The sequence below is a fragment of the Vagococcus acidifermentans genome (assembly GCF_003987655.1).
Classification (GTDB): Bacteria; Bacillota; Bacilli; order Lactobacillales; family Vagococcaceae; genus Vagococcus_B; species Vagococcus_B acidifermentans.
This window is the reverse complement of record NZ_NGKC01000005.1, coordinates 116107-142512: the sequence shown is the minus strand read 5'-3', so window position 1 is coordinate 142512 and position 26406 is coordinate 116107. Positions and strand designations below refer to the sequence as shown.

Sequence of the window (26406 nt, the reverse complement as noted above, 5' to 3'; positions counted from 1 at the left end):
AAGACGGACAATTCTCCGAAGAAGAATAAAAAAAGGACAAGCAAAGTAACTTTTGCTTGTCCTTTTTTGCGGATGATTATTGTTCAGTTTTTTTTCGTTTTATCATTGTAAAAGCAATAAATCCTGACAATAAAATCCCTGATAATACAGGTATTAATGTTGCTTCTTCTCCAGTTTTCGGCAATACACTTGTTTTATTTGAAGGAGTCACTTTTGGATTGCCATTGTTGGATTTTTTAGAATCCAAACCGGAATCCAGACCGGGATTTGTTAACTTTGTTGTGTGAATATTAGTGATAATAATATTTCCTTTGTCCGTATCATCAATGACTGTTGTATAGCCTGCCACTTTAGTTATTTCTTTGACCGTGTAACTGATGTCTTTACCGCCGACTTTTTGGTCCAAGTCTGTCCAAGTATACGTCCAAGCTGTCTGGTCGGCTAACGTCACCGGTTCACCGGCTGCTTTGCCGTCGGCATACAGCTGGACTTGGACACTGTCTGGACGCTTGCCGTCTTGATTGTTGTTGTCTGCCCAGGCCTTTGTGACCGTCACACTGGTTTTACCCGGTGTGTAGCTGTTAGTGATGGTTGTGCCGTCAATGCTGGTCGTGTAGCCTGATACCTCATTTTCGGTTACTGTGTAACGGATGGCTTCACCGGCTTGATACTGCGGGACATCTGTAAACTCATATGTCCAGCCGTCGGCTGCCGTGACGTCTTTACTCGCTGCGACTTGCCCGTTGGCCAGCAGGTTCACCGTGATCGACTCCGGACGCTTGCCGTCTTGGTTATCGTGATCATCCCAGACCTTGCTGCCTGTGATTGTGGTGACCTCAGGTGTGTGGCTGTTGGTTATCACGATATTGCCCTTGTCTGTATCATCAATGACTGTTGTATAGCCTGCCACTTCGGTCACTTCTTTGACTGTGTAACTGATGTCTTGACCGCCGGCTTTTTGGTCTAAGTCTGTCCAGGTATACGTCCAAGCTGTCTGTTCGGCTAACGTCACCGGTTCACCGGCTGCTTTGCCGTCGGCATACAGCTGGACTTGGACACTGTCTGGACGCTTGCCGTCTTGATTGTTGTTGTCTTCCCAAGCCTTTGTGACCGTCACACTGGTTTTCCCTGGTGTGTAGCTGTTAGTGATGGTTGTGCCGTCAATGCTGGTCGTGTAGCCTGATACCTCATTTTCGGTTACTGTGTAGCGGATGGCTTCACCGGCCTGATACTGCGGGACATTTGTAAATTCATATGCCCAGCCGTCGGCTGCCGTGACGTCTTTACTCGCTGCGACTTGCCCGTTGGCCAGCAGGTTCACCGTAATCGACTCCGGACGCTTGCCGTCTTGGTTATCGTGATCATCCCAGACCTTGCTGCCTGTGATTGTGGTGACTTCAGGTGTGTGGCTGTTGGTTATCACGATATTGCCCTTGTCTGTATCATCAATGACTGTTGTATAGCCTGCCACTTCGGTTATTTCTTTGACCGTGTAACTGATGTCTTTACCGCCGGCTTTTTGGTCCAAGTCTGTCCAGGTATACGTCCAATCTGTCTGTTCGGCTAACGTCACCGGTTCACCGGCTGCTTTGCCGTCGGCATACAGCTGGACTTGGATACTGTTTGGACGCATGCCGTCTTGATTGTTGTTGTCTGCCCAGGCCTTTGTGACCGTCACACTGGTTTTACCCGGTGTGTAGCTGTTAGTGATTGTTGTGCCGTCAATGCTGGTCGTGTAGCCTGATACCTCATTTTCGGTTACCGTGTAGCGGATGGCTTCACCGGCCTGATACTGCGGGACATCTGTAAATCCATATGTCCAGCCATCGGCTGCCGTGACGTCTTTACTCGCTGCGACTTGCCCGTTGGCCAGCAGGTTCACCGTAATCGACTCCGGACGCTTGCCGTCTTGGTTATCGTGATCATCCCAGACCTTGCTGCCTGTGATTGTCGTGACCTCAGGTGTGTGACTGTTGGTTACCGTAATGACTCCCACTCCGTCGGCATCAATGGTAATATCATAGTTCTCCGTGTATCCGGCCGGCACATTAATTTCTTTAGCTATATATTTAGCGTTAATATCCAAGTTATGAAATGATGTCGTCCACGAATTATTACTATTGAGAGCGACAGGGCTTCCTTCTTCTTCGCCGTCTTTATACAATTGAACTGCCACATCTTCAGGACGTATGCCATCTTGGTCATCACTGTCATCCCATACTTTTTTTACAATTAAATCAGTTAGTGTATAACCTGTCCCAGTCCCGCCTGTCTCTGGGGTAAACGCCTCTAAAGTTTGCGGCTGAATGTTGTCACCAGTAAATTCAATGTTATTCGAATAGAACTTGGATGCCCCGCCATCTGTCGCCCGCGTCGAATAGTATATAAAAATTTTATTATGGATATCACCAAAATCTATCTTAAAACTTGTGGTGTCATAGGTGATATCAACTGTGGTTTTATTTACGTTTTCATAACGGTCTATGGTTCCATCTGATTTAAAAAATATAATGGACAAGGTTTCCGGCATAAAATTTTGAGCGTTACCGATAGTATCTTCCAAGATAGCATTTGTTATATCTAATCCGCTATTATTCAGCGTAACAGTCCACTTAATTAAAGTGTCGTCATCTCCACTCAAGCGTCCGCTTTTTGTTAACAACCGCGTATCAGGACCGACTTCCTTAAGATAAACACTCGTTTCTTTAAATCCCCAGTCAATCGTATTGTTGGCGCCATTCTTGATTTTAGATACGTCCCAGAGCACAAAAATACTGAAACTACCCGTAATATTATTCCTAGTATTTTCTTCCACATATTCAGTAAATGTGATTACTATTTTTTTGGTATCTTTATTGACTGATGCTTTGCCAATGACATGATCGCCGCTGTCCAACAAATCAAAGTCGGCAGATTTCTGTATAGTAAAAATTTCAGGAACAGCCACAGTCACGGTGTCTCCTGCTTTAACATTCGATCCGCTAGGTATGTTAAAATCCCATTTGGCACTATTGTTTGAGTTTCCTGTAGTTTCTTTGACAATATTTCCATTAGAATCGTATAAATTCGCATCGACGATAAAGTTTAAGCCGTAATCTTGTGAATAAGTAGAATCCGATGGTGCCCGTGTTTGTTGTTCATCCGATTGAATAAACTCCGACTGCTGTATTCGGTCAGTTTGTGTCCTTTTTAATGTAGCGGAATCATCTGTGTCAACTTGTTTACCTTCATTTTCAACAGGTGCCTTTTGGGAAGTTGATTCAGCACTTTTTTCTTGTCCGACGGAACCCGCTGTTGCTGTTGTTTCAGTCCAAACTGATTGTGCACCGGCAACCGAATTGGTTGTTTCTGTTTGTGCATATTCTGTACTGTCAACTATCCCGTTGGTTTTCGCCAGTCCAGTTAAAGGTGTTGTTATAAATGCGTTTAATATAACAAACAAACTCAGATACTTTGATATATTTTTTTTCATATTGATTGATACCTTCTTTCTTTCCCGACTTTATTTTGTTCGATTAACGTGGTGTTTAAAGGCTTTATACCCCCTAACCCATTATGGTTTTTTCATAAACACATTATAGTATTTTATTTGTTAAAAAACATTTTTTTTGCTCACTAAAACGGCTTTTTTAGTCTTTTTTTTAAAGGAACTTTTATTTTATAGCAACATTTTTTCTAAATATGAATGGTTTTTCGGCATTGAAGAATCTTATTGTGTGCAATCATTTCATTCTTGAATTGTTAAAAAACAGTTTGATACTGGGATGCTAACAACCTGTATCTCCGATATCTGAATCAAACAAAAGAGCCGCTAACATCTGAGATGTTGCTCTCAACTGTTAGTAGAATGACACCTATTTTTATTATCATTTTTCCAGAATTAGTTTTATTTCATACGTCTATAAATCTTTAACATACAAAAACCAGCTTTTTAAGTTCAACATTGCTTTCAGCTATTTTTTACTTTATACTCAAGGGGAAAACAGTTTATGAACAGTTGCTCAAAAAATCACAAGGAGGTCATTTAACATGTTGTTATTGTCAAGAAATGATATCAAACAAGTCTTTTCTATGAAAGATGCTATTGAGGCTGATAAGCAGGCATTTACATTGTTTACTCAAGGAAAAAGCGATGTACCGTTACGAACACAGATTGTATCAGAGAAACAGGAAGGCACATTTTTATTCATGCCGGCGTATGTAGAAGAGTTAGACGCAGCTGCCTTAAAAGTAGTCAACATTTTCCCGAAAAATATTGATAAAGGATTGCCTTCTGCTCCTGCACAAGTTTTATTGATTGACGGGGAAACAGGAATAGTCAACGCATTATTGGACGGAACGTATGTCACACAGTTAAGAACAGGTGCAGCTTCTGGAGTGGCTTTGGAATTGTTCGCACGTAAAGATGCCAAAGAAGGCGCTTTGATTGGAACTGGCGGGCAAGCTGCGACTCAATTGGAAGCGATGCTGTGTACAAGAAAGCTTGAGGTTGTGCGTGTTTACGACTTAAACTATGAACGGACAAAAGAATTTTCAGAAAAAATGTCTGAAGAATTAGCTCATTATGGCACACGAATCATTCCTGCCGCATCTTCTGATGAAGCCATTACAGGTGCAGATGTGATCGTTACAGTCACGCCTTCTACTAAACCTGTTTTCGATGGGACAAAAGTTAAAGAAGGTGCGACTGTCAGTTGCGTCGGCTCATACCAGCCCGACATGCAAGAGATGGATCCTGTTATTTTGGAAAGAGCTTCCAAAATTTATTTCGATTCAGAGGAAGCCGTCTTGTCAGAAGCCGGCGATATTTTGATTCCGTTGGAAAAAGGCATCATCTCCAAGGATGATTTTACCGGAGATATCGGGGAAGTTTTACTCGGCAATCTGGTTGGCCGTGAAAATGAGCAAGAAATCATTGTTTTTAAAACAGTCGGCATCGGAACACAAGATTTGGTAACTGCTAAAACGATTGTTGATAAAGCACGAGAACAACATGTCGGGACAGAATGGTCTTAACTTTTTGATAAGTAGGACGATAGCGAAAGCGTATGATGTTTAAGGTGTGGTAAATCTTGTTTGCAAATTCGGGAAGGGAAATTTACTGCTGAAAGATTGCACCACTACATAATCAGCAGCGACTTTTGAAAAAATGAAGGAGGTCTTTGATAATGGTTAAAGAACATGCAAGCATTTTCAATGATGTATTGGGTCCGGTCATGGTAGGACCATCAAGCTCACATACAGCAGCCTCGGTTAGGATTGGACGTGCTTTGGCTCAGATGGTAAAAGGGAATATCATCTTCTTTCAGGCTGATTTTGATCCTGAAGGGTCGTTAGCAGCGAGTTATATCGGTCAGTGTTCAGATGTCGGTTTAGTCGGCGGGTTGCTTGGCATGGATCCAACTGATAAAGATTTGCTTAACTCCATCACCATCGCACAAAATAACGGGATGGAAGTCAATTTTAGAATCGTTCCTTATGGTGCAACCCACCCTAATACATACAAGATGACTATCAAATCAGATCAAGATGAAAGCGTTGATGCTACAGCCTTGTCAGTTGGCGGCGGCATGATTGAGTTTACCGAAATTAATGGGGCAGCTGTTTCTATTCAGGGCGGTTTTTATGAGACGCTGATTTTTGGGCATGATGTGTCTATTTCAGACAGTGAGATGGACAGTCTGCTGGAACAAAACATTGACAAATTCTGTTCCGTGTCAATACATCAAGCAGGTAAGCAGACAGTGCTAAATATTAAAACACATCAGCCAATTGAGGATGAAAAATTGGCTTGGTTATCTGAGCAGATGACTGTCGAGTCGGTTATCGCATTTGATCCAGTACTGCCGGTCATGTCACAGAAGGTCCCTCATCTTCCTTTCTATACGGCTGAAGAAATGATTGACATCGCCAACAAGGAAAATCTCGACTTAGCGGATATGGCGCTAAGATATGAAAGCGTTCGCGGGAATATTTCTGAGGACGAGGTATATCAAAAAGCGGTGCGGATCGTTGATATTATGACTGAGGGAATTAAAACAGGGGTAGCCGGCACCAGCTATGATGACCGAATCTTAGGCTACCAGTCTCATAAAATACTTGAAGCACGTGACAAGATGATTGGCGGCGATTTGAATGCCCAAATTATTGGTTATATTTCCGCAATGATGGAAGTCAAAAGTTCAATGCATGTTTTTGTTGCTGCTCCGACGGCAGGCTCATGCGGCGCACTGCCGGGGACTGTTATTGCAGTGAGTGAATATTACCATAAGTCGAAAGATGAGCTGGTCCGTGCTATACTTGCGTCCGGCATGATTGGCGTTTTTATTGCAGAATATGCTACATTTGCAGCTGAAGTAGCCGGATGTCAGGCGGAGTGCGGGTCGGGATCAGGTATGACAGCTGGAGCACTGGTACAATTGATGGGCGGCACTATTCAACAGGCCGTGGATGCGGCATCTATGGCTTTACAAAATGTTTTCGGAATGGTTTGCGACCCTGTCGCCATGAGAGTGGAAGTGCCTTGCCTAGGAAAAAATGTTATGTGCGGTTTAAATGCGTTAGGAGCAGCTAATATGTCATTAGCTGGATTTGACGTGGTTATCCCGCTGGACGAAACGATTGACAGTTTCAATAAAGTCGGCCGAATGATTCCTTCTGAATTAAGATGTACTGGTTTAGCAGGACTGGCTCAAACAAAAAGCGGGTTAAAAATTGCAGAGCAATTAGGATGCGCAATGGGGTGCTGTTCATAATAAGACAGAAAAAGGTGTTTGCCACACACCGGCCTATGCAACACAAATTAAGGAACGACATCATAAAACGATGTCGTTCCTTTTTCAAAACCTGAATTGTAAAACATAACAAAAAAGTCATAGGATTTCATCATAAGCGGCAAAAACGCAGCAATGAGTTACTCGTTGCAGACGATTCCCAGGAAGCACCCAAAATCTGCCTTGCTAAATAAACAAGTTCAAGTTTGCCCCTTCAGCATCCCCTAGATAAGCGGCAACACCGCCGTACTCCACAAAGTCAAAGAGCTCGGCACGTTCGACTCCCATGATGTCCATACTCATTGTACATGCAACAAATTTGACACCCAATTCATTCGCTTTAGTTATCATTTCCGGTAGAGGGTCGACGTTCTTTTGCTTCATTACGGATTTCATCATTTTAGCACCGAGTCCGCCCATATTCATTTTAGATAGCGGAAGCTTAGTTGCTCCGTTTGGCAGCATGATGTCAAACATCTTGGCCAGTCCGCTTTTTTTGATTTTTTCTTTTTTCAAAATACTTAACCCCCAGAAGGTAAAGAAGATGGTGACTTTTTTACCCATAGCGGCTGCACCGCTGGCAATAATCATTGACGCCAATGCTTTATCCATGTCACCGCTGAAAACGACCATCGTTGCGCCTTCTTTTGTTTCGTGAAGTACACCTTCTTCCGGCAGCCGGTTTGGGACTTTGACCGGACTTTCTGCTCCTAGTCCTTTAATGATTGTCGCCTTTACTTTATTTCCCTCAAGTCGGTTCTCTACTAACGTATTTCCGGTATTTTTACTCCACGCTTCAATATCTGCAACAAAGCCGAAGTCACTGGCCTGAATTTCTAATTTTTGTCCTTCTTCCATGTGATCAATGGCTTCTTTCACTTTCAATATCGGACCGGGACACTGCAAGCCGCAAGCATCTACTTGGATGGTTTCAACGGCTTCATTGGTTTTCTGTGCAGTTTTTGGTGATGGTTGTTTAGCTATCAATGGTTCTCTCTTCTTCACTTGATAGTGAGCCTGTTTATACGTCTTGTACCCGCCATCGATATTTTTCGCAACAAAGCCGTTTTGCATCAGGATTCTCGCCGCATTATACCCGCGCAACCCAACTTGGCAATAGACATAAATCGGCTGGTCTTGCGGTAATTCTTCCAAGCGGTGCCTTAATTGTGACAGCGGAATAAAATGACTGTTAGGCAGTTCTCCAGTAGCCCGTTCAAAGTCTTCGCGGATATCCAGTAAATACGCACCTTCTGCTATTAACTGGTCCACTTCCTGCCAAGAAACTGTTTCTACTCTTCCCGACATGATATTGTCAGCTGTATACCCCAGCATGTTGACCGGATCTTTAGCGCTGGAGTAAGGAGGGGCATAAGCCAGTTCGACAGCTGCCAAATCCGGCGCAGCGGCACCAAACTTCATCGCTGTTGAAATGACATCAATCCGCTTGTCGACACCTTCCGTCCCGACGCCTTGTGCACCCAAGATTTTACCGTCTGTTCCAAATAAAAGCTTCAACGCAATCGGACTGGCCCCGGGATAATACCCGGCATGAGAGTTCGGGTGAATATGGATACTGTGATAAGGTATGCCCAAACGTTTCAGAGTTTTCTCCGAATTTCCTGTGGAAGCTGCCGTCAGTTCAAAGATTTTCGCGGCTGACGTGCCTTGGGTTCCCTGATAAACTGCGTCAATGCCGTTAATGATATCTGCAACCAGCCGCCCTTGTCGATTGGCCGGCCAGGCAAGCGGAATAAGGGTCGGCTGCCCATTGACAAAATCTGTCACTTCAATAGCATCACCAATGGCATAAATATCCGGAATACTCGTTTCCAGCTTATCATTGACTTTGATTGATCCCCGTAAGCCTAGTTCGATGCCGGCTTCTTTAGCCAGTGTGCTTTCCGGAGCGACACCGATTGACAAGATTGTCATATCAGCTGAAATAGTTTTACCGCTATTTAAGAGTAATTTCTTCCCTTGCTGTTGAAAAGCTTTCAAGCCATCCGATAATGTCAGGTCGACACCGTGCAAATCGATTTGCGCATGTAAAATCTGCGCCAGCTCGAAATCAATATTCGGCATGACTTGATCAGACATTTCCACCAGATGGACATGAATACCCAATTCAACTAAATTTTCCATCATCTCCAGCCCGATAAAACCGCCACCGATAATGGCAGCTTCTTTGACTTGCTTATCTGCGATATATTTTTTTATGTTATCCATGTCAGGAATATTTCTCAGGCTAAAGACATTGTCAGCTTCATCCAGCCCGTCTATAGGCGGCACGATCGCCTTTGCTCCTGTTGAGATAATCAGCTGGTCAAAGGTTTCCTCATAGGTCTCATTTGTTTGATGGTTTTTGACAGAAACAGATTTTTTATCCGGATTGATGGCCGTCACTTCTGAAAAATTGCGGATATCCAAACCGTATTGTTCTGACATACCGTCGACTGTCTGTAACAGCAAGTCCTCCCGGTTTTTGATAGTGCCGCCCACATGATAAGGAAGACCACAATTGGCAAAAGAAATGTATTCGCCTTTTTCAAACAAAATAATGTCATCTTTTTCATTTAACCTTCTCAATCTTGTTGCTGCCGTTGCGCCACCAGCTACTCCGCCGATGATTACAATTTTTTTCTTCATGATACAGCTCCTTCTGACATAAAGTCTATACCCTGTATAGGTATTAAAAGTTGAATTAATTTTGCTGCAGGTATCATCACTCAATGTCTTAATTGATGATAACCGCTTTATGTATAGTTTAATATACCCCGTTAGGTATTTCAAGAGGCGTTTTATGCTCAAAAGTAAATTAGGCAGGATTACAGATGGATAAAGCAATAAATCAGCCGGTCTATTGTTCTTATAACTAGTCAAAAGTTTCAAAATACCAAAGAGGGTATGCTACTGTTTAGACAGTACCTTTATAATAAGGTACAATCAGAGAAGGTATAGTACGTATTTTACTGATATGTTCTCCTAGGAAGGAGGGATGACAATGGCGTCTTGTGATAAAGCAATTTTAAATCGGCTGAAAAGAACAGAAGGACAGCTGCGGGGCATTCAAAAAATGATTGAAGAGGAAAAAGAATGTGTGGATGTTATCACGCAGTTAAGCGCGGTGCGTTCCAGCGTAGACCATATCATGGGCCTGATTGTGGCAGAAAATTTGAAAAACTGTCTGGAAAACCCTGAAGCGGATGCAGACCTTCAACATAAAAAAATCGCACAAGCTGTAAAATTAATCGTAAAAAAATAGCAGAACTTTGAAAATTGAACGTGATAACGCGATGAATAAAGAGCATTGCAAACCAACGATTGCCAGCTGTATCGTGTCAAAAAATGCGTTTAGAGTCACCTTTACATATAACGCTAACAACCCGATAAAATAAAGTGCTGACTTGTTTTTAGGCCATAGAAGAAAATACACTTCAAACAAAAGGATGATTTTATTGCATCACATCTTCAAAAATGGGTATGTTTTCGATAACCAACCTTGCCGGATATTACGCTATCGAGCTGACATATGCTTTTTGATAGTTTAATAGCAAGCAGGAAAAATATCAGCGGTGAAAATGACTATTTGGGAAAATTGTTTTATTCACAATTGACCGTGTCAGTTTTCAGCGATATGATGCAGAAAGTTAATGACGCCAAGAAAATTTCTCGGCGTCATTTTTAATTTGACAAAAGCAGCGGACTTCATGTGTCCTGCATTTTTCCATACTCTAACCTTCATCTAAAATCCTTGTCACGGGAATCCATGTTTCAATCGTATTGTCTTCCCCATAAACTTCCAAATCTGGACCTGCTGCAAATTCGTACCCGCTTGTCGGTAGCCAGTCCATGACAATCTGGCATTGACATGCTTGGATTTCTTCCGGCGTCGCCCCCTGATGCTTAAAAGTCGCCCAAGTAGCGGCTGCAATCGTAAGTTCATGCCAACCTTCTCCAGCCTCATGAGTGCTGGAGACACCGATATAGTAATCAAATTTACTATCGTCTATGTTAGGATTATAGTCACTGATTCCCAGCAAGCCAACCGGCGCTTGATTCATGTGGGACAGAATGCTCGGAATAACCTTGTTCATTTGAAGCTCTCCCCAGAAGGCCGGGATTTCACGATAGCTTCTCCCCTCTTTCATGGTTGTCCGGATTTTCTTTCCAATAATACGAAAACACTCTGTACGCACTATTTTGTAGTCAAGTACTGCCGCTCCTTTAACGGTCACTTCCAGACTTAACGGCGGATATGCCTTCACAAAATGTTCTTTCTTTTTGATATCTTTTGGTGTGATACCGTGAAAAGCTTTAAATGCCCGGTTGAATGATGTGGGTGAACTATACCCATATTTGTATGCAATGTCTGTCACACGATTGTTTTCATCCAGCAAATCATGCGCAGAACAAGCGAGTCGCCGGCAACGTATGTACTCTGAAATCGGCACATTTGACAGCATTAAAAAAAGTCTTTGAAGGTGATAAGGAGAGTAGCCGACGTTTTTCCCCATCTCTTCATAATCAATCTTTTCAGTCAGATGCTCCTCAATGAATGCAACTATATCATTAAAGCGATCCACAATATTTTCCATAACAAACTCTCCTTTTTTGACAGGTACTATACCGCGTCCATCAGCCAGATTATACACATGCTCCGCTGGTGCACCGGTAGTTTGCTTATCTATTGGCAATCTACTTTGCAGACAAAATAAGCATATGTCCTGCTAACATCGTACCAAAAAAAATAGGGAAAAACCTTACATCTGCTGTTGGATAATGTAAGGTTTGCGCTTGGTTTGATTATTTGAGCTAATAATGTCGCAATATTATCACTTAATACCAAAATATAACCGAAAAAAGTTGTTTCCCTTTTGAGCAAAAGCTGCTAGATAAATCAACCGTTTCCTCAACGGCACAGTCATCAAGGTGTACTTTTCTACGTAAAATATACTCTAAACACCACACACATACAACAGACACCCAACCATTCCGACGACTGCCAAGCTGGGAATCACAGCTAATTTATAGCGAAAACGCAATAGTGACACAGTCACCATTGATACGATGGAAACCACAGGCAACTCGCTACTGAACAGGGAATCAGAAAGCAGCGAAATCGCCACGGAAGCGATCATTGATACTGCGGCGATTTTTAAATATTGAAGCATTTTTTCTAAATATATATTGTTTACAATGGTTGTTTCATATTTCAAAAACAAGGCTGAGCAGACGAATGATGAAGTGCAGACTGCTAATGTTGCAACCAATCCGCCAACCAAACCAAAGGTCATATAGCCGACATATGTTGCAGAGTTGACTGCAATCGGCCCTGGAGCCAATAAATCCAGCGTATTCATATCAGTAAATTGCTGCATGGTCAGCCCTAGCGACAAAGCGTCTTTAAAAATCAGCGACAACATTGCATAGCCGCCGCCAAATCCTAAAAATCCAATCTTCAAAAAAATCCAAATCAGTCTTATCATAACAAATCCTTTCCCAACCACACGGAAATAACTGCTAACACGCCGTACACGATGAGAATCAGCACGCTGGAAATCGGCAAAAAAGCTAGCATTACGGCAACGAGCGGCACGATGAATTTTAATTTCTTCTTGCCGTTCGTAACATGCGGGTACATACCCAAAACAGCTTCCAAAATATATACGCCGGCAGTTGCCCTGAACGCACTCATCACATAAACAATAATCCCGGTCTGGGGAAGAAGGCGATACGCTGCCGTCAAAGCTGTCATAATCACCAGCACCGGGGCAATCGCTCCTAAACTTGCGGCGTATCTGCCCCAGCGCCCGTTGATTTTATATCCTAACAAACAGGCAACACTAACAACTTGCACACCGGGCATCGTTTGTCCCAAACTCACATAATGATAAAAACTTTCACTGCTCATCTCATTTCTTTTTATGACAATTTCCTCATGGAGCATCGGCACCGTGGCCAAACCGCCTGAAAATGTCAGTGTACTTGCCAGAGCAAATAATTTGAATATCGTCATAAACCGTTTCATGTCACACTCTCCACAAGAATTATACGTCATTTTTCTTATTAATAAAATTTATAAAATATTATATAATGTATAAGAGGTGGTTATATGACGATTGATAAAATTAAAATGTTTTTGGCTATTTGCACGGAAGGAACTGCATCAAAAGCGGCGCTCAGTTTGCACATCACACAACCGGCAATTACACAAGGCATCAAAGATTTGGAAGCTGCACTGCAGACCAAGCTCTTTCACCGCATCGGTCGTCAGCTCATTTTGAGTGATAACGGCTATAAATTTTTAGACCACGCAAAAATAATTATCCAGGCGTATGATGACGCATTTTATGAATTTACCCACGCGGCGATTCACCTGCGGATTGGCAGCTCCTTGACTATCGCAGCGTATCTCTTGGCTGATATGATTCAAGCTTATGAGCATGATACAAACGCCAGCGTGGACGTTTACTGCAACAACATGAAAACGATTCAAGAAAAAATGGCCAATAATGAACTGGACATCGCCTTTATTGAAGGGAGCATTGATGAAAGGGACTATAGCTATTACCCCTTGGGTGAATTTGACCTGCACTTTGTGGCTAGCCCCACTTATATGGCACGGCGGAAGGACTTGCCGTCTGATGCTTATTTGATACGGGAACGGGGCAGTACATACAGACGTCTGATAGACAGCTACTTTCAAGAAGAACAGATCAGTGCCTATAAGAAATGGGAGTCTTCAAGCAACGGGGCGTTAAAACAAGCTGCTTTATGCCACCAAGGAATCGCACTGCTGCCACAAGAAGCCATCGCTGACGCCGTCAAGGAAAATAAACTCGTCATTTTGAAACTCACAGACAAAACGTTTAAAAAGAAATACGGAATGATTGTCAAAACTATTAAGAAAGATGACTACAGGGTGCAGTCATTTTTGAAGTTTATGATGCGGGGTATGGAGGAATGACGCACGTCAAAGAGCAGCCAACAACTGTTTTGGCGACTGGCAAACTGGGGAGATAGCACTGTTGCAATCAAAATTTGAACTGCAAGTATCGCTTGACTAAGCGAGGTATCTATAAAAAAAAGAGTAGCTTTCCCCTAAAAAACGGCTGGTTAGCTACTCTTTATTCAGTATGTATACAAGCATATTTATAATAAATGAGTTTCATACAAATTGTCAAAGCATCTCTAATAGCGTTGAGTTACTTTTAAAAAAATAAACACACCTATTAATTCCCCGCAACAATATCAGCAAACCCTTTTACAAGCTCCGCGTTTTCAGATTCGTTAAAATACAAATAATTGAACTCATTGCCTTGATTCTGCATGGTCACAAGCACTGACGGTGTCCCGTCAGAACGTAGAGTAAAGAAGTAAACGTGTTGCTTCAAATAGGGCTGGCTTTCTGCATCTGAATAAACCGCAACCAGAGCATAGCCAGAATCTGTTGCCCCTGTTTCTGACCATTGCAGCTGAATCGGATTATCGCCGATAGCCGCCTGCCAGTCACCACCGTTACCAAGTACAGCAGCAGGTAACATTAGACCGTATAAATCCACATTGTTGGTTGGAGAGTATTGTTTGTAGCTCTGGTCCATCCGTTGTCCCCAATCTGCCATGAATGTCGCAAGTTTTTGGGACTTGTTCGCATCCCACAGCGCCCCGCCTGCTTTTTTGGCATCAACGTAAGCCAGCTGTTCTTCAAACAAAGATTTCATATTGTCTGACGCTTCAACCTTCTGCGTTGCTTTGTCGATATTTGCCTGATTCTCCTCGTATGCTTGAAACATTTTATCTTTCGCTATATGTTCATTAGTGACGGCTACTTCTTCATATCCGTTGGCTGCGCCCATATAGCTTACAGCTTGCAAAGGCCGAATCCCCTGCTCATCGACAGCTAAATGATAGACCGGATGGCCGGAGCCGGCACCACTGCTTATTTGAAAATAGAGGTCGTTGCCAACCATCTGATATGAGAGCAATAGTCCTTCCAAACCAGGATAATCCCGCACACGATTGTCAACCGTGTCTGCGTACAGGACAATTTGAGTTGCCTGAGAAAGTTTGTCAAACGGCTGTTTTTCCTTCGCTGCTTCTTTTGTTTCAGTTGTGCTGACAGATGTGTCCTGAATGCTTCGTTCCGTACTGGTTTGGGTCGGTTTTTTGGAACTGCAGCCGCACAGTATAAGAAACGCGGCAACTCCTAACAACACCAGTGGCTTCTTCTTCATTATAATCACTCCAAGTAGTCGTTATTTGAACAAACCTGAGTGTATTGCCAGATTTGTTATGGTTAAGTTAAGTATATCAAAATAATGAGGAGTGATGTGGTGTATTTCTGATTAAAATCTTGATGTTAGCAATGATAATTGTTTATTCTGGAAGTCGTACGATTTCTAAAGTAAAAGTTGTTTTTCAGATTAAAGTTTTATGATACAAAAAACGCTGGCACTTTTGTTTGCCAGCGTCAAATAGGAAATTATATTCGTATAGAGGAAATGCCCCTGTTTGTCGCAAAAACACCTAAACAATCTTTCCCGCCGGATTCCCTACACGTCCCGGTTTCATCACTACTTCTCCCATACTGATGGCATTGACCGGGCAAACCAGCGCACAGAGGTGACAGCCGACACATTTCTCTTTATTACACGTCGGTTCGCGTGTTTCCTCGTTCCAGTCGATTGCTTGATGGGCACCGTCATAGCAGGAAATGTAACAGCGACCGCAATTAATGCATTTCTCCAAGTCGATTTCCGGGTATACTTTATAGTCGCGGTCCAGCTCCTCGGCCGGAATAATCTGTTTATTGGCCAAACCGATTAACTCTTCAAGAGAATCAACGTTTTGTTCGTCCATATAATGCATGAGGCCATTTGTCAAATCTTCGATGATACGATACCCGTACTGCATGACAGCAGTGGTGACTTGTACGGTAGTGGCACCAAGCAAGATAAATTCCGCAGCATCTTCCCATGTTTCAACGCCGCCAATGCCGGAAATAGCCAAATCTGATAAGCCGTCAGCTACTCGCAACTGTTGGATAAACCGCAAGGCAATCGGTTTGACTGCTTTTCCTGAGTACCCGGAAATAGACGACTTGCCATTGATGACCGGCAGTCCTACTTTACGTTCCAAATCCAAATTTGTAATGGATTTAACTGTATTGATAGCGGCGATACCATCTGCACCGCCGTCTAGACTGGCTCTTGCTACTTCGACCATATCAGTGACGTTTGGTGTCATCTTGGCCATCATCGGCAAACTCGAACCACGCTTGACCGCAGCACTATATTTGCGGCATAAATCCGGATTGGCGCCAACGTCAGACCCCATGGCATGTGATGTCATCTGGGGGCAGGATAAGTTCATTTCGATCATGTCTGCGCCGGCTTCCGTTACCAAGCGGGCAAGCTCAACCCAGTCTTCCTCGTTGGTTCCCATAATGGATGCAATCAGCACTTTTTCAGGATAGTCTGCTTTCAGGCGCCGCAAGTCTGCCAAATTTTCTTCCAGCGTGTGTTCAGCAATTTGCTCCATGTTTTTAAAGCCGATAAATGGTGTGCTTTCCTTCTCCAACATCGCAAATCTCGGCGAAACTTCATCAATCAGAAAATGCTCTGGTCCGATGGTTTTGAAAACAACACCGCCCCAGCCTTCGTCATACGCTTTTTTACACATATCGTAACAATTGCCCACTGGAGAGGAAGACAAACAGAAAGGATTTTCGAAGCGGACACCTAAAAACGTCACGGACAAATCTTTTTTTATCATTACTTGTCGCCTCCCAACGCATGATGGATTGCCTGAGCGGCTTCTTTGCCTTTTTGAACTGCCCAAACAACTGTTTTATCCCCTTGAACAATATCGCCTGTCACAAATATTTTTTCATCCGGCGACTGATACCCGGCAAATGCCGTCTCGTTATGAATGATTTCTATCCCCAAGTTATCGTCCCTGACAATCTGTCCGACCGCCAGAATGATTTTATCGGCTTTAATAACTATCTGACTGTCGATTTTCCGGTGCCTAAAGGTGACTTGATTACCCGAAACCTCTTCCGGGACGTAACCGTCAATAATGGTGACACCTTGTTCCTGAGCTCCTGCCAGCTCTTTTTTGGACGCGAGAAACTCGGAAAATTCTTCATAGACGATATCCGTCACGTTCGGCACATTCAGCAATTTCAGTGTCGTGGCGACGTCCATCGCGACATCTCCGCCGCCGATGACCAGCACATTTTCAGGCAACTGAATGTTCCCCCGCTTCATCTTGACATCGGCTAAAAATTCGACTGCTGTTTCAACGAGCGGGTTGTTTTCAAAAAGCGGCAGCACTTTGCCTGCCCCTGCTCCTATGGCAATTAAAACCGCATCATATATCTCTTTCAATTCGTCCAGCGGCATATCTTTTCCTATCGTTACACCGCATGTGATGTCGGCGCCCAAAGCCGTGATTCTTTCGATTTCATAATCAACAATCGCGTTTGGCAGACGATATTCCGGAATACCATATTTAAGATATCCGCCTGCTTCGGCTTGCTTTTCATAGATATGGACATCATAACCTAATTGCAGCAGAGAAGCTGCCGCTTGCAAACCGGAAGGACCGCTGCCGACAATTGCCACTTTTTTACCATTTTTCTTTCCTTGTTCCAAAATCGTCATGTTGGCTTTTTGTTCAAAGTCAGTCACAAACTGTTGAATCCCGCCGATATTAATCGGCTCGTCTATACCGCTTCTCTTGCATCCTAACTGACAGTATTTTTCTGTGGGACACACTCTTGCACAGACAGCTCCCAGCGCATTGTTTTCACGAATCGTTTCCGCTGCCCCTTTAAAATTTCGGAAGCGCACGCTTCGAATAAATTTGCCGGGGTCGGTTTTCGCGGGACACGCTTCCGAGCACGGTGCATCAAGACAGAGCAGGCATCTTTGTGCTTCTTCCATGACCGTTTGTATGGTATATGCTGTTTCTGCCTCGTTTAAATATTTTTGATTCATCGCTCGACATCCTTTCTGCGTCAAATTGTTAACCGATTGTTTCTTATCGCATCACTAATTGTTCACAACTTCACATGAAGATGCAGCGTCAGACTTTTTTCTTTTCATCAACTAGAAATCTTTTTCCAACCATCCAATTGCCAGTATATCATCACTATACTCCTTATCCTCATCCGTTTCAAGCGCTTACACAAGTGTGCCTATGGATAGGAAAAATCTGCATAGCAAAAAAATGTCAGGCAAGGATATTATCCCGCCTGACATTCTTGCTGACAAAAACGGCTCAGCGCACTAAGCTCGATTATTCCTGACCTTTCTCCACATAACTCATGTCATTAACAGATTCAATGCTGTATTTGCCATCACTAAATGTGACTTTTGACACACTGGCATTTTCAAGACCCATTCCTATTTCAACATCAGGATCGATATGGCTTAAAAATGCGGCAATCGTCATGCCGTGGGAGACAACCAGCACATTTTTTGCATTTTTCGACTGTGCATCTTTGACAATTTCATCTATGCCTTTTGTTGTCCGGGCGATATATGTGTCATAATCTTCCGCCGGCCAGTTGACGCCTTCTTCAACTTTTTCTTTATCCAGCTTTGCTAAAGAATTTGCTGCGCTAATCAGGCCACCTTTCATGCCACTTTTTTGCATCTCAGCCATATATTCTTCCATAGTTTTTCCTTGTACTTCTGCAATAGCAGCCCACATTTCTTCATTCATCATGCCTTCGAACGTGCCGAAGTTCAGTTCCCTGATGTTTTTATTGGTAACCAACGAGTCTACCAGCTCTTTTTGCCCGTTGTTCTCAAGGACCAGTGTTGCTGTTTCAATGGCGCGGCCGCTGTCGCTGGAGTAGGCTGCGTCAAACTTCAGACCGTCCAAACCTTTCCCTAATGCCTCAGCCACTTCTATACCGGCAGGTGTCAACGGCGAATCAATCCAGCCTTGGGAACGGTCGACTGTATTCAGCATGGTTTTGCCGTGACGCGTGATGTAAAGTGTGACATCTTCGGTCTTGGCTGTTTCCGTGCTCTTCGTTTCACTTGTGCCTGCCGTACTCCCGCCAGCGGAGTTTCCGCATCCTGCAAGCAGTGTCAACGACAATAACCCCACACCCAACAATTTCAACAACTTTTTCATATAACTTCTCCCCTATCTTTTTTCTAAAACACTTTTTCCGTTAGTTGCAATCACTTCTTTATACCAATCAAATGACTTCTTCTTGCAGCGTGCCAATGTGCCCTTGCCTTCATTGTCCCTGTCAACATAAATGAATCCGTACCGTTTCTTCATCTCGCCTGTACCGGCAGAAATCAAATCGATACAGCCCCACATCGTGTAACCCATCAATTCAACACCATCATCAATGGCATCTGACATCGCGATGACATGGTCCCGCAAATAATCGATTCTATAATCGTCAATAATTTCACCGGTCTCATTCATCGTATCCTCGGCGCCCAATCCATTTTCGACAATCATCAGAGGCACTTGATAGCGGTCATACAGCTTGTTCAGTGTATACCTCAGTCCGACCGGGTCGATTTGCCAGCCCCATTCACTTGATTTTAAGTACGGATTTTTGACCCCGCCTACAAGATTTCCCATCGTCATCTCTTTGCCGCTTTCAGCACTGATACAATTCGTCATGTAATACGAGAAGGAATAGAAATCAACAGTACCGCGTTTTAAAATATCCTTGTCGCCTTCTTCAAAATGGATGTCAATGTCATTTTCAGCAAAGTATTGCTTGATAAAATACGGATACTCCCCTTTGACTTGGACATCACCGCAGAAATTATTGAAGTGATTGTCCCAGCGCTGCGTCAATAATACATCTTCCGGGTTAGGAGTTAATGGGTAAGACGTCGCATGGGCAATCATACAGCCGATTTGAAAATCCTGATTGATTTTATGACCTTCGACAACTGTTTTTGCACTGGCGACAAACACATTGTGCAGCGCTTGGAAGCGTTCCTGTTTGTTGTCGACTGGATTAAAAATATCCTCAGTCCGGTCATCCAGCATGCCCAGCACATTCAATGCACCGAAAGGCAGTGTGGCAAAATTGACTTCATTAAATGTCAGCCAGTATGTCACCTTGTCCTTATAGCGTTCCATGACGGTCGTCGCGTAACGGACGAAGAAATCCACAACCCGTCTATCTGAAAATCCGTTATATTTTTTTACCAAATTGTACGGTATTTCAAAGTGGCTCAATGTTACCAGCGGCTCAATGCCGTGTTTTAAGCATTCAGCGAATACCTTGTCATAAAAGGCCAGTCCGGCTTCATTTGGTTCTGCGTCATCACCGTTAGGAAAAATCCTGCTCCACGCGATGGAAATCCTGAATACTTTAAAACCCATCTCGCCGAACAAAGCGATATCTTCTTTATAATGATGGTAAAAATCAATGGCCGTGTGGCTCGGGTAATATTCATCTTCTAAAATTTCTCTGTCAAATACCCGTTGTTTAGTTAAACTGCCGGCCCGGTTATGGTCGCAAATACTCGCCCCTTTACCGTCAATATTCCAAGCTCCCTCGCATTGATTGGCCGCTGTTGCGCCGCCCCATAAAAAACCATTTTGAAATGTCAATCTATCGTCATCCTTTCTGTTTATATCATCAGCGTCAATATGTCGTCCGTTGTTTCAACCATTTCATGGCTGTTTTTCATCGGTATGATATCAGTATAGTCATTGGAATTCGTAATAATGACCGGTGTTTGGACGGAGAAACCTGCGGCTGTGATTTTTTCTATATCGAAAGAAACCAGCAGTTCGCCTTGTTTGATCTTTTGGCCTTGAACGATATCACTGTCAAAATATTTCCCGTCTAGTTTGACGGTATCCAGTCCAATGTGAATCAGCACCTCTGCGCCCTCATCGCTGACGATACCGATTGCATGTTTTGTCGGGAACGCTGTCACGATCGTGCCGTCACATGGGGCAAAGACTTTGCCTTCTGATGGATTCAGCCCAATCCCTTGACCCAGCAACCCTTCTGAAAAAGCCTTGTCCTCAATGTCTTTTAAATCGATAACTTCACCTTTGACCGGACTGCAGATTTTCTCGGTTTTGCCTAATCTGGTTTGAGAATCAGCTGACGTATCCGTTTCGGCGGCTTCGACCGTGTCATCTTTGTACATGACCATCGCCAGGACAAAACTAATGATTGAACTGATTAACGTTGCAATCAGGAAATTAACCAAGTCTCTCATGGACCCATTCGCTGGATTAATCATCGCCGGTAACGAGAATATCCCCATACCAGCCATTGTATACATCGTCACATTTAAGCCGCCGACTATCGCCCCGCCGATTGCCCCGCCAATACAGGAAATGACGAACATCTTGATTCTCGGCAGCGTCACACCATAAATAGCAGGTTCTGTCACACCGAAAATACCTGAAATCCATGCCGGAAAAGCGATATTTTTCAATTTCCTGTCTTTTGTTTTTAACCAAATGGCAATGACCACTGCTGTCTGCGCAAATGAAACTGTTCCCATTAATGCCATAAACGTGTCCGGATTCCCTGAAATCAAGCCTGTTATTGAAGGCATAATCAGCATCATATGAACACCGAACATCACGAGTATCTGCCAAAGCGCCCCCATCACAAATCCTGCAATAATCGGGCTGATTTTTACTATTTTATTCATCACATCAGCTAAACCAAAACCGATTAAATTGGCTGTAGGGCCGATTAATACAAAGCCGATAGGAACCGCTACCAAGAGCACCAAAATCGGGGTAATGAATGTCTTGATCACATCAGGCACTACCTTGTCAAAAAAACGTTCCAACGGAGCCGCCAGCGCAACCACTAAAATGACAGGCAGCACTGATGATGTGTACGTCGCATTAACTGTCATGCCGAAAAAGTTCATGTCCACACCGTTAATCGCCGGATAACAAAGAATCAAGCCAATCAATAAACCGGTGTATTGATTCGATTTGAGCTTTCTAGCCGTATTTAACCCCAGCACAGCCGGCATGAAATAAAAAACTGCATCGCCAATCGCATTTATCAGGACATAATAGGAGCTTTCCATGGTGTAAAGTCCCATAGAAAATAAAATCGTGTTTAGCCCCTTGATAATCCCGGAAGCAGACAGGAGCGCAATCATCGGCAGCATAATGCCGGAAATCAAATCGATGGCCCTTGCCCCGAGACTCATTTTCTTTTTCTCGCCGGATGAGGCCGTCTGCTCGGATATGCCGGCGATTTCTGTAAACTGTTTGTACACTTGCGGCACATGGTTGCCGATAACAACTTGAAACTGCCCCCCGGCTCTCATCGTCGTCACAACACCATCCAGTTCTTTGAGCGCCTCATCTTGAGCCAGCGAATCGTCTTTTAATACAAACCGCAGCCGTGTCACACAGTGGGTCAAGGATTCGATGTTATCCCTGCCGCCAACATGCTGTAAAATTTCTTTTGATAATTCTTCATAATTTGCCATAGGTCAATCCCCCTTGGTATCTTAATGTTCTTCTTTATAAATCAATCGTTCGATGTGAATCGTTAAATATGACTGTTCTTCATCTGACAGACGGTAATGGTAATTTTTTTCAATAAATTCATCAATAAGGGCAACACATTCGAATGAATTGTGATACTTCTTTTTTAAAATCGCCAGCAAATCACTGTCATCGTCGTGATACTGTTTACCTGAAATGACCCGCTGGGCAAAAAATTTCAAATGGGTCACAAACCGGTAATAATAGACACTCTCAGGATTCAGGGAAACTTTGAAAAAGTATGTCACGATGTCTAAAATCTCTTGCATCAATTTCGTTACTTCATTAATATCAGCCATTTCCACTTCTGTTTCGGCACTGACGACGTGGGTGGCGATGAATGCGGCTTCGTCTATCGGCAGTTTGACGTGAAAATTCTTTTCGATGATGTTTAGCGCCTCGACACCGATTTCGAATTCATCTTTGTAGAAACGCTTGATATCCCACAAAAGCGCATTTTTCAAACTAATGCCTTCTTTAAACCGTATCAGCGACGAATGAATGTGGTCGCTCAGCGAAATAATCAAGCTGTCGCTGATTTTCTTTCCCAGTTTTAGTTTGGCGTATCTGATGATGTCGTCGGCTACTTCGATATTTTTGATTGGAATATCTTCAATCAGCTGCTGCAGCCGCAGATTCGTCTGATTGTTTTGAACAACAAACTTTTTGTTTATCTTTTTTTTGTCAATCTCATCCCCTTTTCGTTTGCCGTAAGCTAGACCTGGTCCACAAACAATTCTTTCTTCTTTATTCTCATCTAAAATAATGACAGCATTATTGTTTAGTATTCGGTATATTTTCATGCACATCCCCCTTTCTGCAACAAAAAAAACCCATCCAAAAATAAGCGTAAAGACGCTCTTTTTAGATAGGTTTAGCTTGCTAATTATGCAATGACCAGCCTACTCAACGTTATTCAACTGAAATCAGTCTAACATACTCCATTTAAAATGTAAACCCTAACAACCAATTATTTTTTTGACACTACTGTTTTCCAAACCCAATCACAAAGGCTTCATAAGGGCGCAAAGTCACGTCGCCCGCCGGTACTTCCGGCATGTCATAATTGGCAATAATCACTTTTTCCCCTTTTGCCGGCACTGTGATGGTGTTTTCTTTTGCACTGATATTGGCCACGACTAACCATGTCTCGCCGTTGAATATCCGTTTGTAAGCAAAGACATCATCTGGTGTATCGTCCAACAATTCATACTCGCCCCAGACGACCAGCTCGTGGTCCTTGCGCAGAGCAATCAGTTTTTTGTACGTGTGGAAAATCGAATTCGGGTCCGCCAAGTTGTTTTCCACGTTGATGTCTTTATAATTCGGATTCACATGCAGCCACGGTTTGCCGGTCGTGAAGCCGCCATTGGCAGACTCATCCCACTGCATCGGTGTCCGGGCATTGTCCCGCCCCTTGGCATTGATTGATTCAATCAGCTCGTCATTTGTAAAGCCTAACGAGCGGCGCTCACGATACATGTTGATGGTTTCAATATCCTCTGCCTCGGCAATATCGCTAATCGGGTAGTTTGTCATCCCGATTTCTTCTCCTTGATAAATATAAGGCGTCCCTTTCATCATATGCAGGAGAATGGCAAACAGCTTCGCACTCTCTTCACGGTAAGCCGTGTCATTGCCCCAGCGGGAAACGATTCTCGGCAAATCGTGGTTATTCCAGAACAAGCTGTTCCACCCTTCATTGCCCAGTGACACTTGCCATTTGGAGAGCACTTTTTTTAGTTCGGGGATACTCAGCGGTTTCAAGTCCCACTTGTCTTTCCCTTCGCCATGTTCCTGGTCCAGCCCGACATGTTCAAACTGGAAGACCATCGACAGTTCGTGGCGTTCCGGATTGGAATACAGCTTGGCAATTTCCGGTGTTGCACCCCATGTCTCGCCGACTGTCATCAAGTCCTTGCCGCCAAAAGTCGCCTTGTTCATTTCTTGCAGATACTCATGAAGTTTCGGACCGTTGCCGGTAATTTCCTGATCCGGCACTTTGCCAATCAAGTCAATGACATCCATCCGGAAGCCGCCGACCCCTTTGTCAATCCAAAAATTCATCATCTCATACACTTTTTGGCGGACTGTTTCATTTTCCCAGTTCAAATCCGGCTGACGCTTGCTGAACAGATGCAGGAAATACTGCCCTGTCTGCTCGTCAAATTCCCACGCTGTCCCGCTGAATGTTGACCGTAGTCCGTTGGGAACATCGCCGTTGACTGCATCGCGCCAGATATAGTAATCACGGTAAGGATTATCTTTGCTTTTGCGCGATTCGACAAACCACGCATGCTCATCTGACGTATGGTTGACCACTAAGTCCATGATGATTTTGATGCCGCGTTTCTCGGCTTCCGCAAGCAACCGGTCCATATCGGCCATCGTGCCGAATTCTGCCATGATGTCTTCATAATCACTGATGTCGTAACCATTGTCGTCATTGGGCGATTGATAGACCGGGGACAGCCATATCGCATCGATTCCCAGATTTTCCAAATAATCGAGGCGCTGGATAATTCCATTTAAATCGCCAATGCCGTCGCCGTTGGTATCTTGAAAACTGCGGGGGTAAATTTGATATACCACCGATTGATGCCACCATTTTTTCTCCATTCTTTTTCCTCCTATAGTTCAATCCATTCTATCTCAAAAGCCAGTTCGCCTTCACAAGTGACTGACCGGGCTGACGCGTTGACCGTCAAGTGAAGCGTGTTGCCTACGTGGTCGCGGATGGTTTGCTGAAAATCATCTTTGGCTGCGATAATCAGCTTCGGCTGTGTGTACTGTGTCACATCGTTGCCCACGTGGCCGCCCACTTGTCCCGATTCGCCGACGTTCAGCAAAACGGCTGTGTTCTCTTTGATGAAAACAGGGATTTGATGCACGTCAGCCAAGACCTCAATGGTTCTGTTGCCTTCATAAACATCGTGTGTCCAAAAATCGGTCCAGATACCTGCCGGCAGCGTCACCTTCCGTGATTGTACACCTTCTTTGATGACTGGTGCAACCAGCAAGGCATCTCCCAGCATAAACTGGTCATAACAATGATAAAAGTCTTCGTCGGGATATTCCAGCTGCAGCGCCCGCATCAGCGGCACACACTCCGTCACTGACTTTTGCCTTGTACACGGCACACATTTTCCTGTGCCGTCGCACCCAGAAAATCCATTTGATTGAACGTGACAGTCGAACGAATCAGCAAGCGGTTACACTATTATTTTCTGCTTAAAATTGGCAACTAGCTGCTGATGGGCAGTTGACTTATGAATTACATAGCAACCAATTGCAACTTGCCTTTTTGGTACGTTGCCAAGTGCGACACACCAAATCCTTTTAAAAATTCACTCATATCATCAAAAGCCAGTTCATAGTCTGCTGCACGGTGAGCATCAGAGCCTAATGTGAACAATTTACCGCCAAGCGACCTATACAAAGGCACTGCATAATTGTACAATAGACGATTGCCGTACGTGATGAAGCTTTTGGCATTCAACTCAAATGCCAGCTGCTTTTCAATGACTGCTTTAAACAATGGAATCAAATACGGCTCGGCATATGATTGAAATGCTTCCGGAGTCAGCGACAATCTTCTGACGCCATAATCAAAATGAGTCAGTATATTACAGCTGTCGGCTGTTTCAACGGCACTGAGCATCCGCGTGTAATAGTCTGCTATCAACTCTTGGGGGTCAAGCGTCAGGACCACATCGTCCATATAGTCATATTTGCCATTCTGATGCACACTCAACAATTGCACATCAAAATCTTTGCCGGCCAAATAAGATGCAATCGCCGGCCAATGCTCTTTGACAAAACCAATCTCAATGCCTTTTAAAATCCGGATAGTATGCTTAGCCTCCAACTCAGCAATTTCAGCTGTGTATGCGTCATAATCCGGCATGCTGTCGGCAAAGTCCTCTGCTGGATTACATAAATCAAGATGCTCGGTCGTCACCAGTTGCCCGGGCGACAACGCCAAATAATTTTCAAACGATTCCTGACAATCAAACGAATGATGTGTATGCAAATGCTGGTCGTAATAAGTCATGATAACTCCTCCTCAGATGTCAATGTAGCACATTTT

19 protein-coding genes are annotated in these 26406 nt (G+C 43.7%); 4 read left to right on the top strand and 15 right to left on the bottom strand.

What is annotated here, in order from left to right; genetic code table 11:
* Window positions 1-76 precede the first annotated feature (76 nt).
* Window positions 77-3472 (bottom strand): Cna B-type domain-containing protein, encoded by a 3396-nt coding sequence (locus tag CBF27_RS06225; protein WP_126813456.1) that lies wholly within the window; start codon window positions 3470-3472, stop codon window positions 77-79.
* A gap of 557 nt (window positions 3473-4029) precedes the next feature.
* On the opposite strand from CBF27_RS06225, the gene CBF27_RS06220 reads away from it, so the two are divergent.
* Both CBF27_RS06220 and CBF27_RS06215 read left to right on the top strand, forming a co-directional pair.
* The gene (locus CBF27_RS06220; RefSeq protein ID WP_126813455.1) at window positions 4030-5016 is read left to right on the top strand and encodes an ornithine cyclodeaminase family protein; all 987 of its coding nucleotides are present in this window, start codon (window positions 4030-4032) and stop codon (window positions 5014-5016) included.
* A gap of 152 nt (window positions 5017-5168) precedes the next feature.
* Entirely contained in the window at window positions 5169-6755 is a 1587-nt protein-coding gene (locus tag CBF27_RS06215) for an L-serine ammonia-lyase, iron-sulfur-dependent, subunit alpha (RefSeq protein ID WP_126813454.1), read from the top strand.
* A 204-nt stretch (window positions 6756-6959) separates the two neighbouring features.
* Here the strand turns inward: CBF27_RS06215 and CBF27_RS06210 are convergent, their stop codons facing one another.
* Window positions 6960-9422, bottom strand: coding sequence for a CoA-disulfide reductase (locus CBF27_RS06210; RefSeq protein ID WP_126813453.1), 2463 nt, complete (start codon window positions 9420-9422; stop codon window positions 6960-6962).
* A gap of 355 nt (window positions 9423-9777) precedes the next feature.
* Between CBF27_RS06210 and CBF27_RS06205 the strand changes: the two genes are divergently transcribed.
* The gene (locus CBF27_RS06205; protein WP_126813452.1) at window positions 9778-10038 is read left to right on the top strand and encodes a metal-sensitive transcriptional regulator; all 261 of its coding nucleotides are present in this window, start codon (window positions 9778-9780) and stop codon (window positions 10036-10038) included.
* 469 nt (window positions 10039-10507) lie between these two features.
* Here CBF27_RS06205 and CBF27_RS06200 read toward each other — a convergent pair whose 3' ends face one another.
* The 3 genes from CBF27_RS06200 to CBF27_RS06190 all read right to left on the bottom strand — a co-directional run bounded on the left by CBF27_RS06200 (window position 10508) and on the right by CBF27_RS06190 (window position 12804).
* Window positions 10508-11470, bottom strand: a complete 963-nt coding sequence (locus tag CBF27_RS06200; protein ID WP_211334623.1) for an AraC family transcriptional regulator — start codon at window positions 11468-11470, stop codon at window positions 10508-10510.
* Window positions 11471-11731: 261 nt separating this feature from the next.
* Window positions 11732-12262 carry a chromate transporter gene (locus CBF27_RS06195; RefSeq protein WP_126813450.1) on the bottom strand — a complete coding sequence of 177 codons (531 nt, stop codon included), beginning with the start codon at window positions 12260-12262 and terminating at the stop codon, window positions 11732-11734.
* Entirely contained in the window at window positions 12259-12804 is a 546-nt protein-coding gene (locus CBF27_RS06190; protein ID WP_170175018.1) for a chromate transporter, read from the bottom strand. Before CBF27_RS06190 ends, CBF27_RS06195 begins: the two co-directional genes overlap by 4 nt.
* Window positions 12805-12888: 84 nt before the next feature.
* Between CBF27_RS06190 and CBF27_RS06185 the strand changes: the two genes are divergently transcribed.
* Window positions 12889-13743 (top strand): LysR family transcriptional regulator, encoded by an 855-nt coding sequence (locus CBF27_RS06185; protein ID WP_126813448.1) that lies wholly within the window; start codon window positions 12889-12891, stop codon window positions 13741-13743.
* Between the two features lie 265 nt (window positions 13744-14008).
* Here the strand turns inward: CBF27_RS06185 and CBF27_RS14350 are convergent, their stop codons facing one another.
* From CBF27_RS14350 to CBF27_RS06135, 10 genes are all read right to left on the bottom strand, one after another.
* On the bottom strand, window positions 14009-15010 hold the full coding sequence (locus CBF27_RS14350; protein WP_245985978.1) for a DUF4767 domain-containing protein: 1002 nt from the start codon (window positions 15008-15010) through the stop codon (window positions 14009-14011).
* Between the two features lie 292 nt (window positions 15011-15302).
* Window positions 15303-16550, bottom strand: coding sequence for an NAD-dependent dihydropyrimidine dehydrogenase subunit PreA (preA, locus tag CBF27_RS06175; RefSeq protein WP_126813447.1), 1248 nt, complete (start codon window positions 16548-16550; stop codon window positions 15303-15305).
* Window positions 16550-17779, bottom strand: coding sequence for an FAD-dependent oxidoreductase (locus tag CBF27_RS06170; RefSeq protein WP_126813446.1), 1230 nt, complete (start codon window positions 17777-17779; stop codon window positions 16550-16552). The genes preA and CBF27_RS06170 overlap by 1 nt, the downstream gene beginning before the upstream one ends.
* Before the next feature lie 301 nt (window positions 17780-18080).
* Complete coding sequence (locus tag CBF27_RS06165) at window positions 18081-18929, bottom strand: histidine phosphatase family protein (RefSeq protein WP_126813445.1); 849 nt, start codon at window positions 18927-18929, stop codon at window positions 18081-18083.
* 12 nt (window positions 18930-18941) lie between these two features.
* Complete coding sequence (locus tag CBF27_RS06160; protein ID WP_126813444.1) at window positions 18942-20387, bottom strand: glycoside hydrolase family 1 protein; 1446 nt, start codon at window positions 20385-20387, stop codon at window positions 18942-18944.
* Between the two features lie 20 nt (window positions 20388-20407).
* Window positions 20408-22258 carry a beta-glucoside-specific PTS transporter subunit IIABC gene (locus CBF27_RS06155; protein WP_126813443.1) on the bottom strand — a complete coding sequence of 617 codons (1851 nt, stop codon included), beginning with the start codon at window positions 22256-22258 and terminating at the stop codon, window positions 20408-20410.
* 21 nt (window positions 22259-22279) lie between these two features.
* On the bottom strand, window positions 22280-23119 hold the full coding sequence (gene licT / locus CBF27_RS06150; RefSeq protein ID WP_126813442.1) for a BglG family transcription antiterminator LicT: 840 nt from the start codon (window positions 23117-23119) through the stop codon (window positions 22280-22282).
* Between the two features lie 181 nt (window positions 23120-23300).
* The gene (locus CBF27_RS06145; RefSeq protein ID WP_126813441.1) at window positions 23301-24935 is read right to left on the bottom strand and encodes a glycoside hydrolase family 13 protein; all 1635 of its coding nucleotides are present in this window, start codon (window positions 24933-24935) and stop codon (window positions 23301-23303) included.
* A gap of 11 nt (window positions 24936-24946) precedes the next feature.
* On the bottom strand, window positions 24947-25456 hold the full coding sequence (locus tag CBF27_RS06140) for a glycoside hydrolase family 31 protein (RefSeq protein WP_245985976.1): 510 nt from the start codon (window positions 25454-25456) through the stop codon (window positions 24947-24949).
* A 134-nt stretch (window positions 25457-25590) separates the two neighbouring features.
* Entirely contained in the window at window positions 25591-26370 is a 780-nt protein-coding gene (locus CBF27_RS06135; RefSeq protein WP_126813440.1) for a PHP domain-containing protein, read from the bottom strand.
* Window positions 26371-26406: the final 36 nt, after the last annotated feature.

Bases quoted from the DNA above. Each gene is read 5' to 3' on its own strand.
- CBF27_RS06225 (WP_126813456.1), bottom strand. From the start codon at position 3,472: ATGAAAAAAAATATATCAAAGTATCTGAGTTTGTTTGTTATATTAAAC.
- CBF27_RS06220 (WP_126813455.1), top strand. From the start codon at position 4,030: ATGTTGTTATTGTCAAGAAATGATATCAAACAAGTCTTTTCTATGAAA.
- CBF27_RS06215 (WP_126813454.1), top strand. From the start codon at position 5,169: ATGGTTAAAGAACATGCAAGCATTTTCAATGATGTATTGGGTCCGGTC.
- CBF27_RS06210 (WP_126813453.1), bottom strand. From the start codon at position 9,422: ATGAAGAAAAAAATTGTAATCATCGGCGGAGTAGCTGGTGGCGCAACG.
- CBF27_RS06205 (WP_126813452.1), top strand. From the start codon at position 9,778: ATGGCGTCTTGTGATAAAGCAATTTTAAATCGGCTGAAAAGAACAGAA.
- CBF27_RS06195 (WP_126813450.1), bottom strand. From the start codon at position 12,262: ATGATAAGACTGATTTGGATTTTTTTGAAGATTGGATTTTTAGGATTT.
- CBF27_RS06190 (WP_170175018.1), bottom strand. From the start codon at position 12,804: ATGAAACGGTTTATGACGATATTCAAATTATTTGCTCTGGCAAGTACA.
- CBF27_RS06185 (WP_126813448.1), top strand. From the start codon at position 12,889: ATGACGATTGATAAAATTAAAATGTTTTTGGCTATTTGCACGGAAGGA.
- CBF27_RS14350 (WP_245985978.1), bottom strand. From the start codon at position 15,010: ATGAAGAAGAAGCCACTGGTGTTGTTAGGAGTTGCCGCGTTTCTTATA.
- preA (WP_126813447.1), bottom strand. From the start codon at position 16,550: ATGATAAAAAAAGATTTGTCCGTGACGTTTTTAGGTGTCCGCTTCGAA.
- CBF27_RS06170 (WP_126813446.1), bottom strand. From the start codon at position 17,779: ATGAATCAAAAATATTTAAACGAGGCAGAAACAGCATATACCATACAA.
- CBF27_RS06165 (WP_126813445.1), bottom strand. From the start codon at position 18,929: ATGAAAAAGTTGTTGAAATTGTTGGGTGTGGGGTTATTGTCGTTGACA.
- CBF27_RS06155 (WP_126813443.1), bottom strand. From the start codon at position 22,258: ATGGCAAATTATGAAGAATTATCAAAAGAAATTTTACAGCATGTTGGC.
- licT (WP_126813442.1), bottom strand. From the start codon at position 23,119: ATGAAAATATACCGAATACTAAACAATAATGCTGTCATTATTTTAGAT.
- CBF27_RS06145 (WP_126813441.1), bottom strand. From the start codon at position 24,935: ATGGAGAAAAAATGGTGGCATCAATCGGTGGTATATCAAATTTACCCC.
- CBF27_RS06135 (WP_126813440.1), bottom strand. From the start codon at position 26,370: ATGACTTATTACGACCAGCATTTGCATACACATCATTCGTTTGATTGT.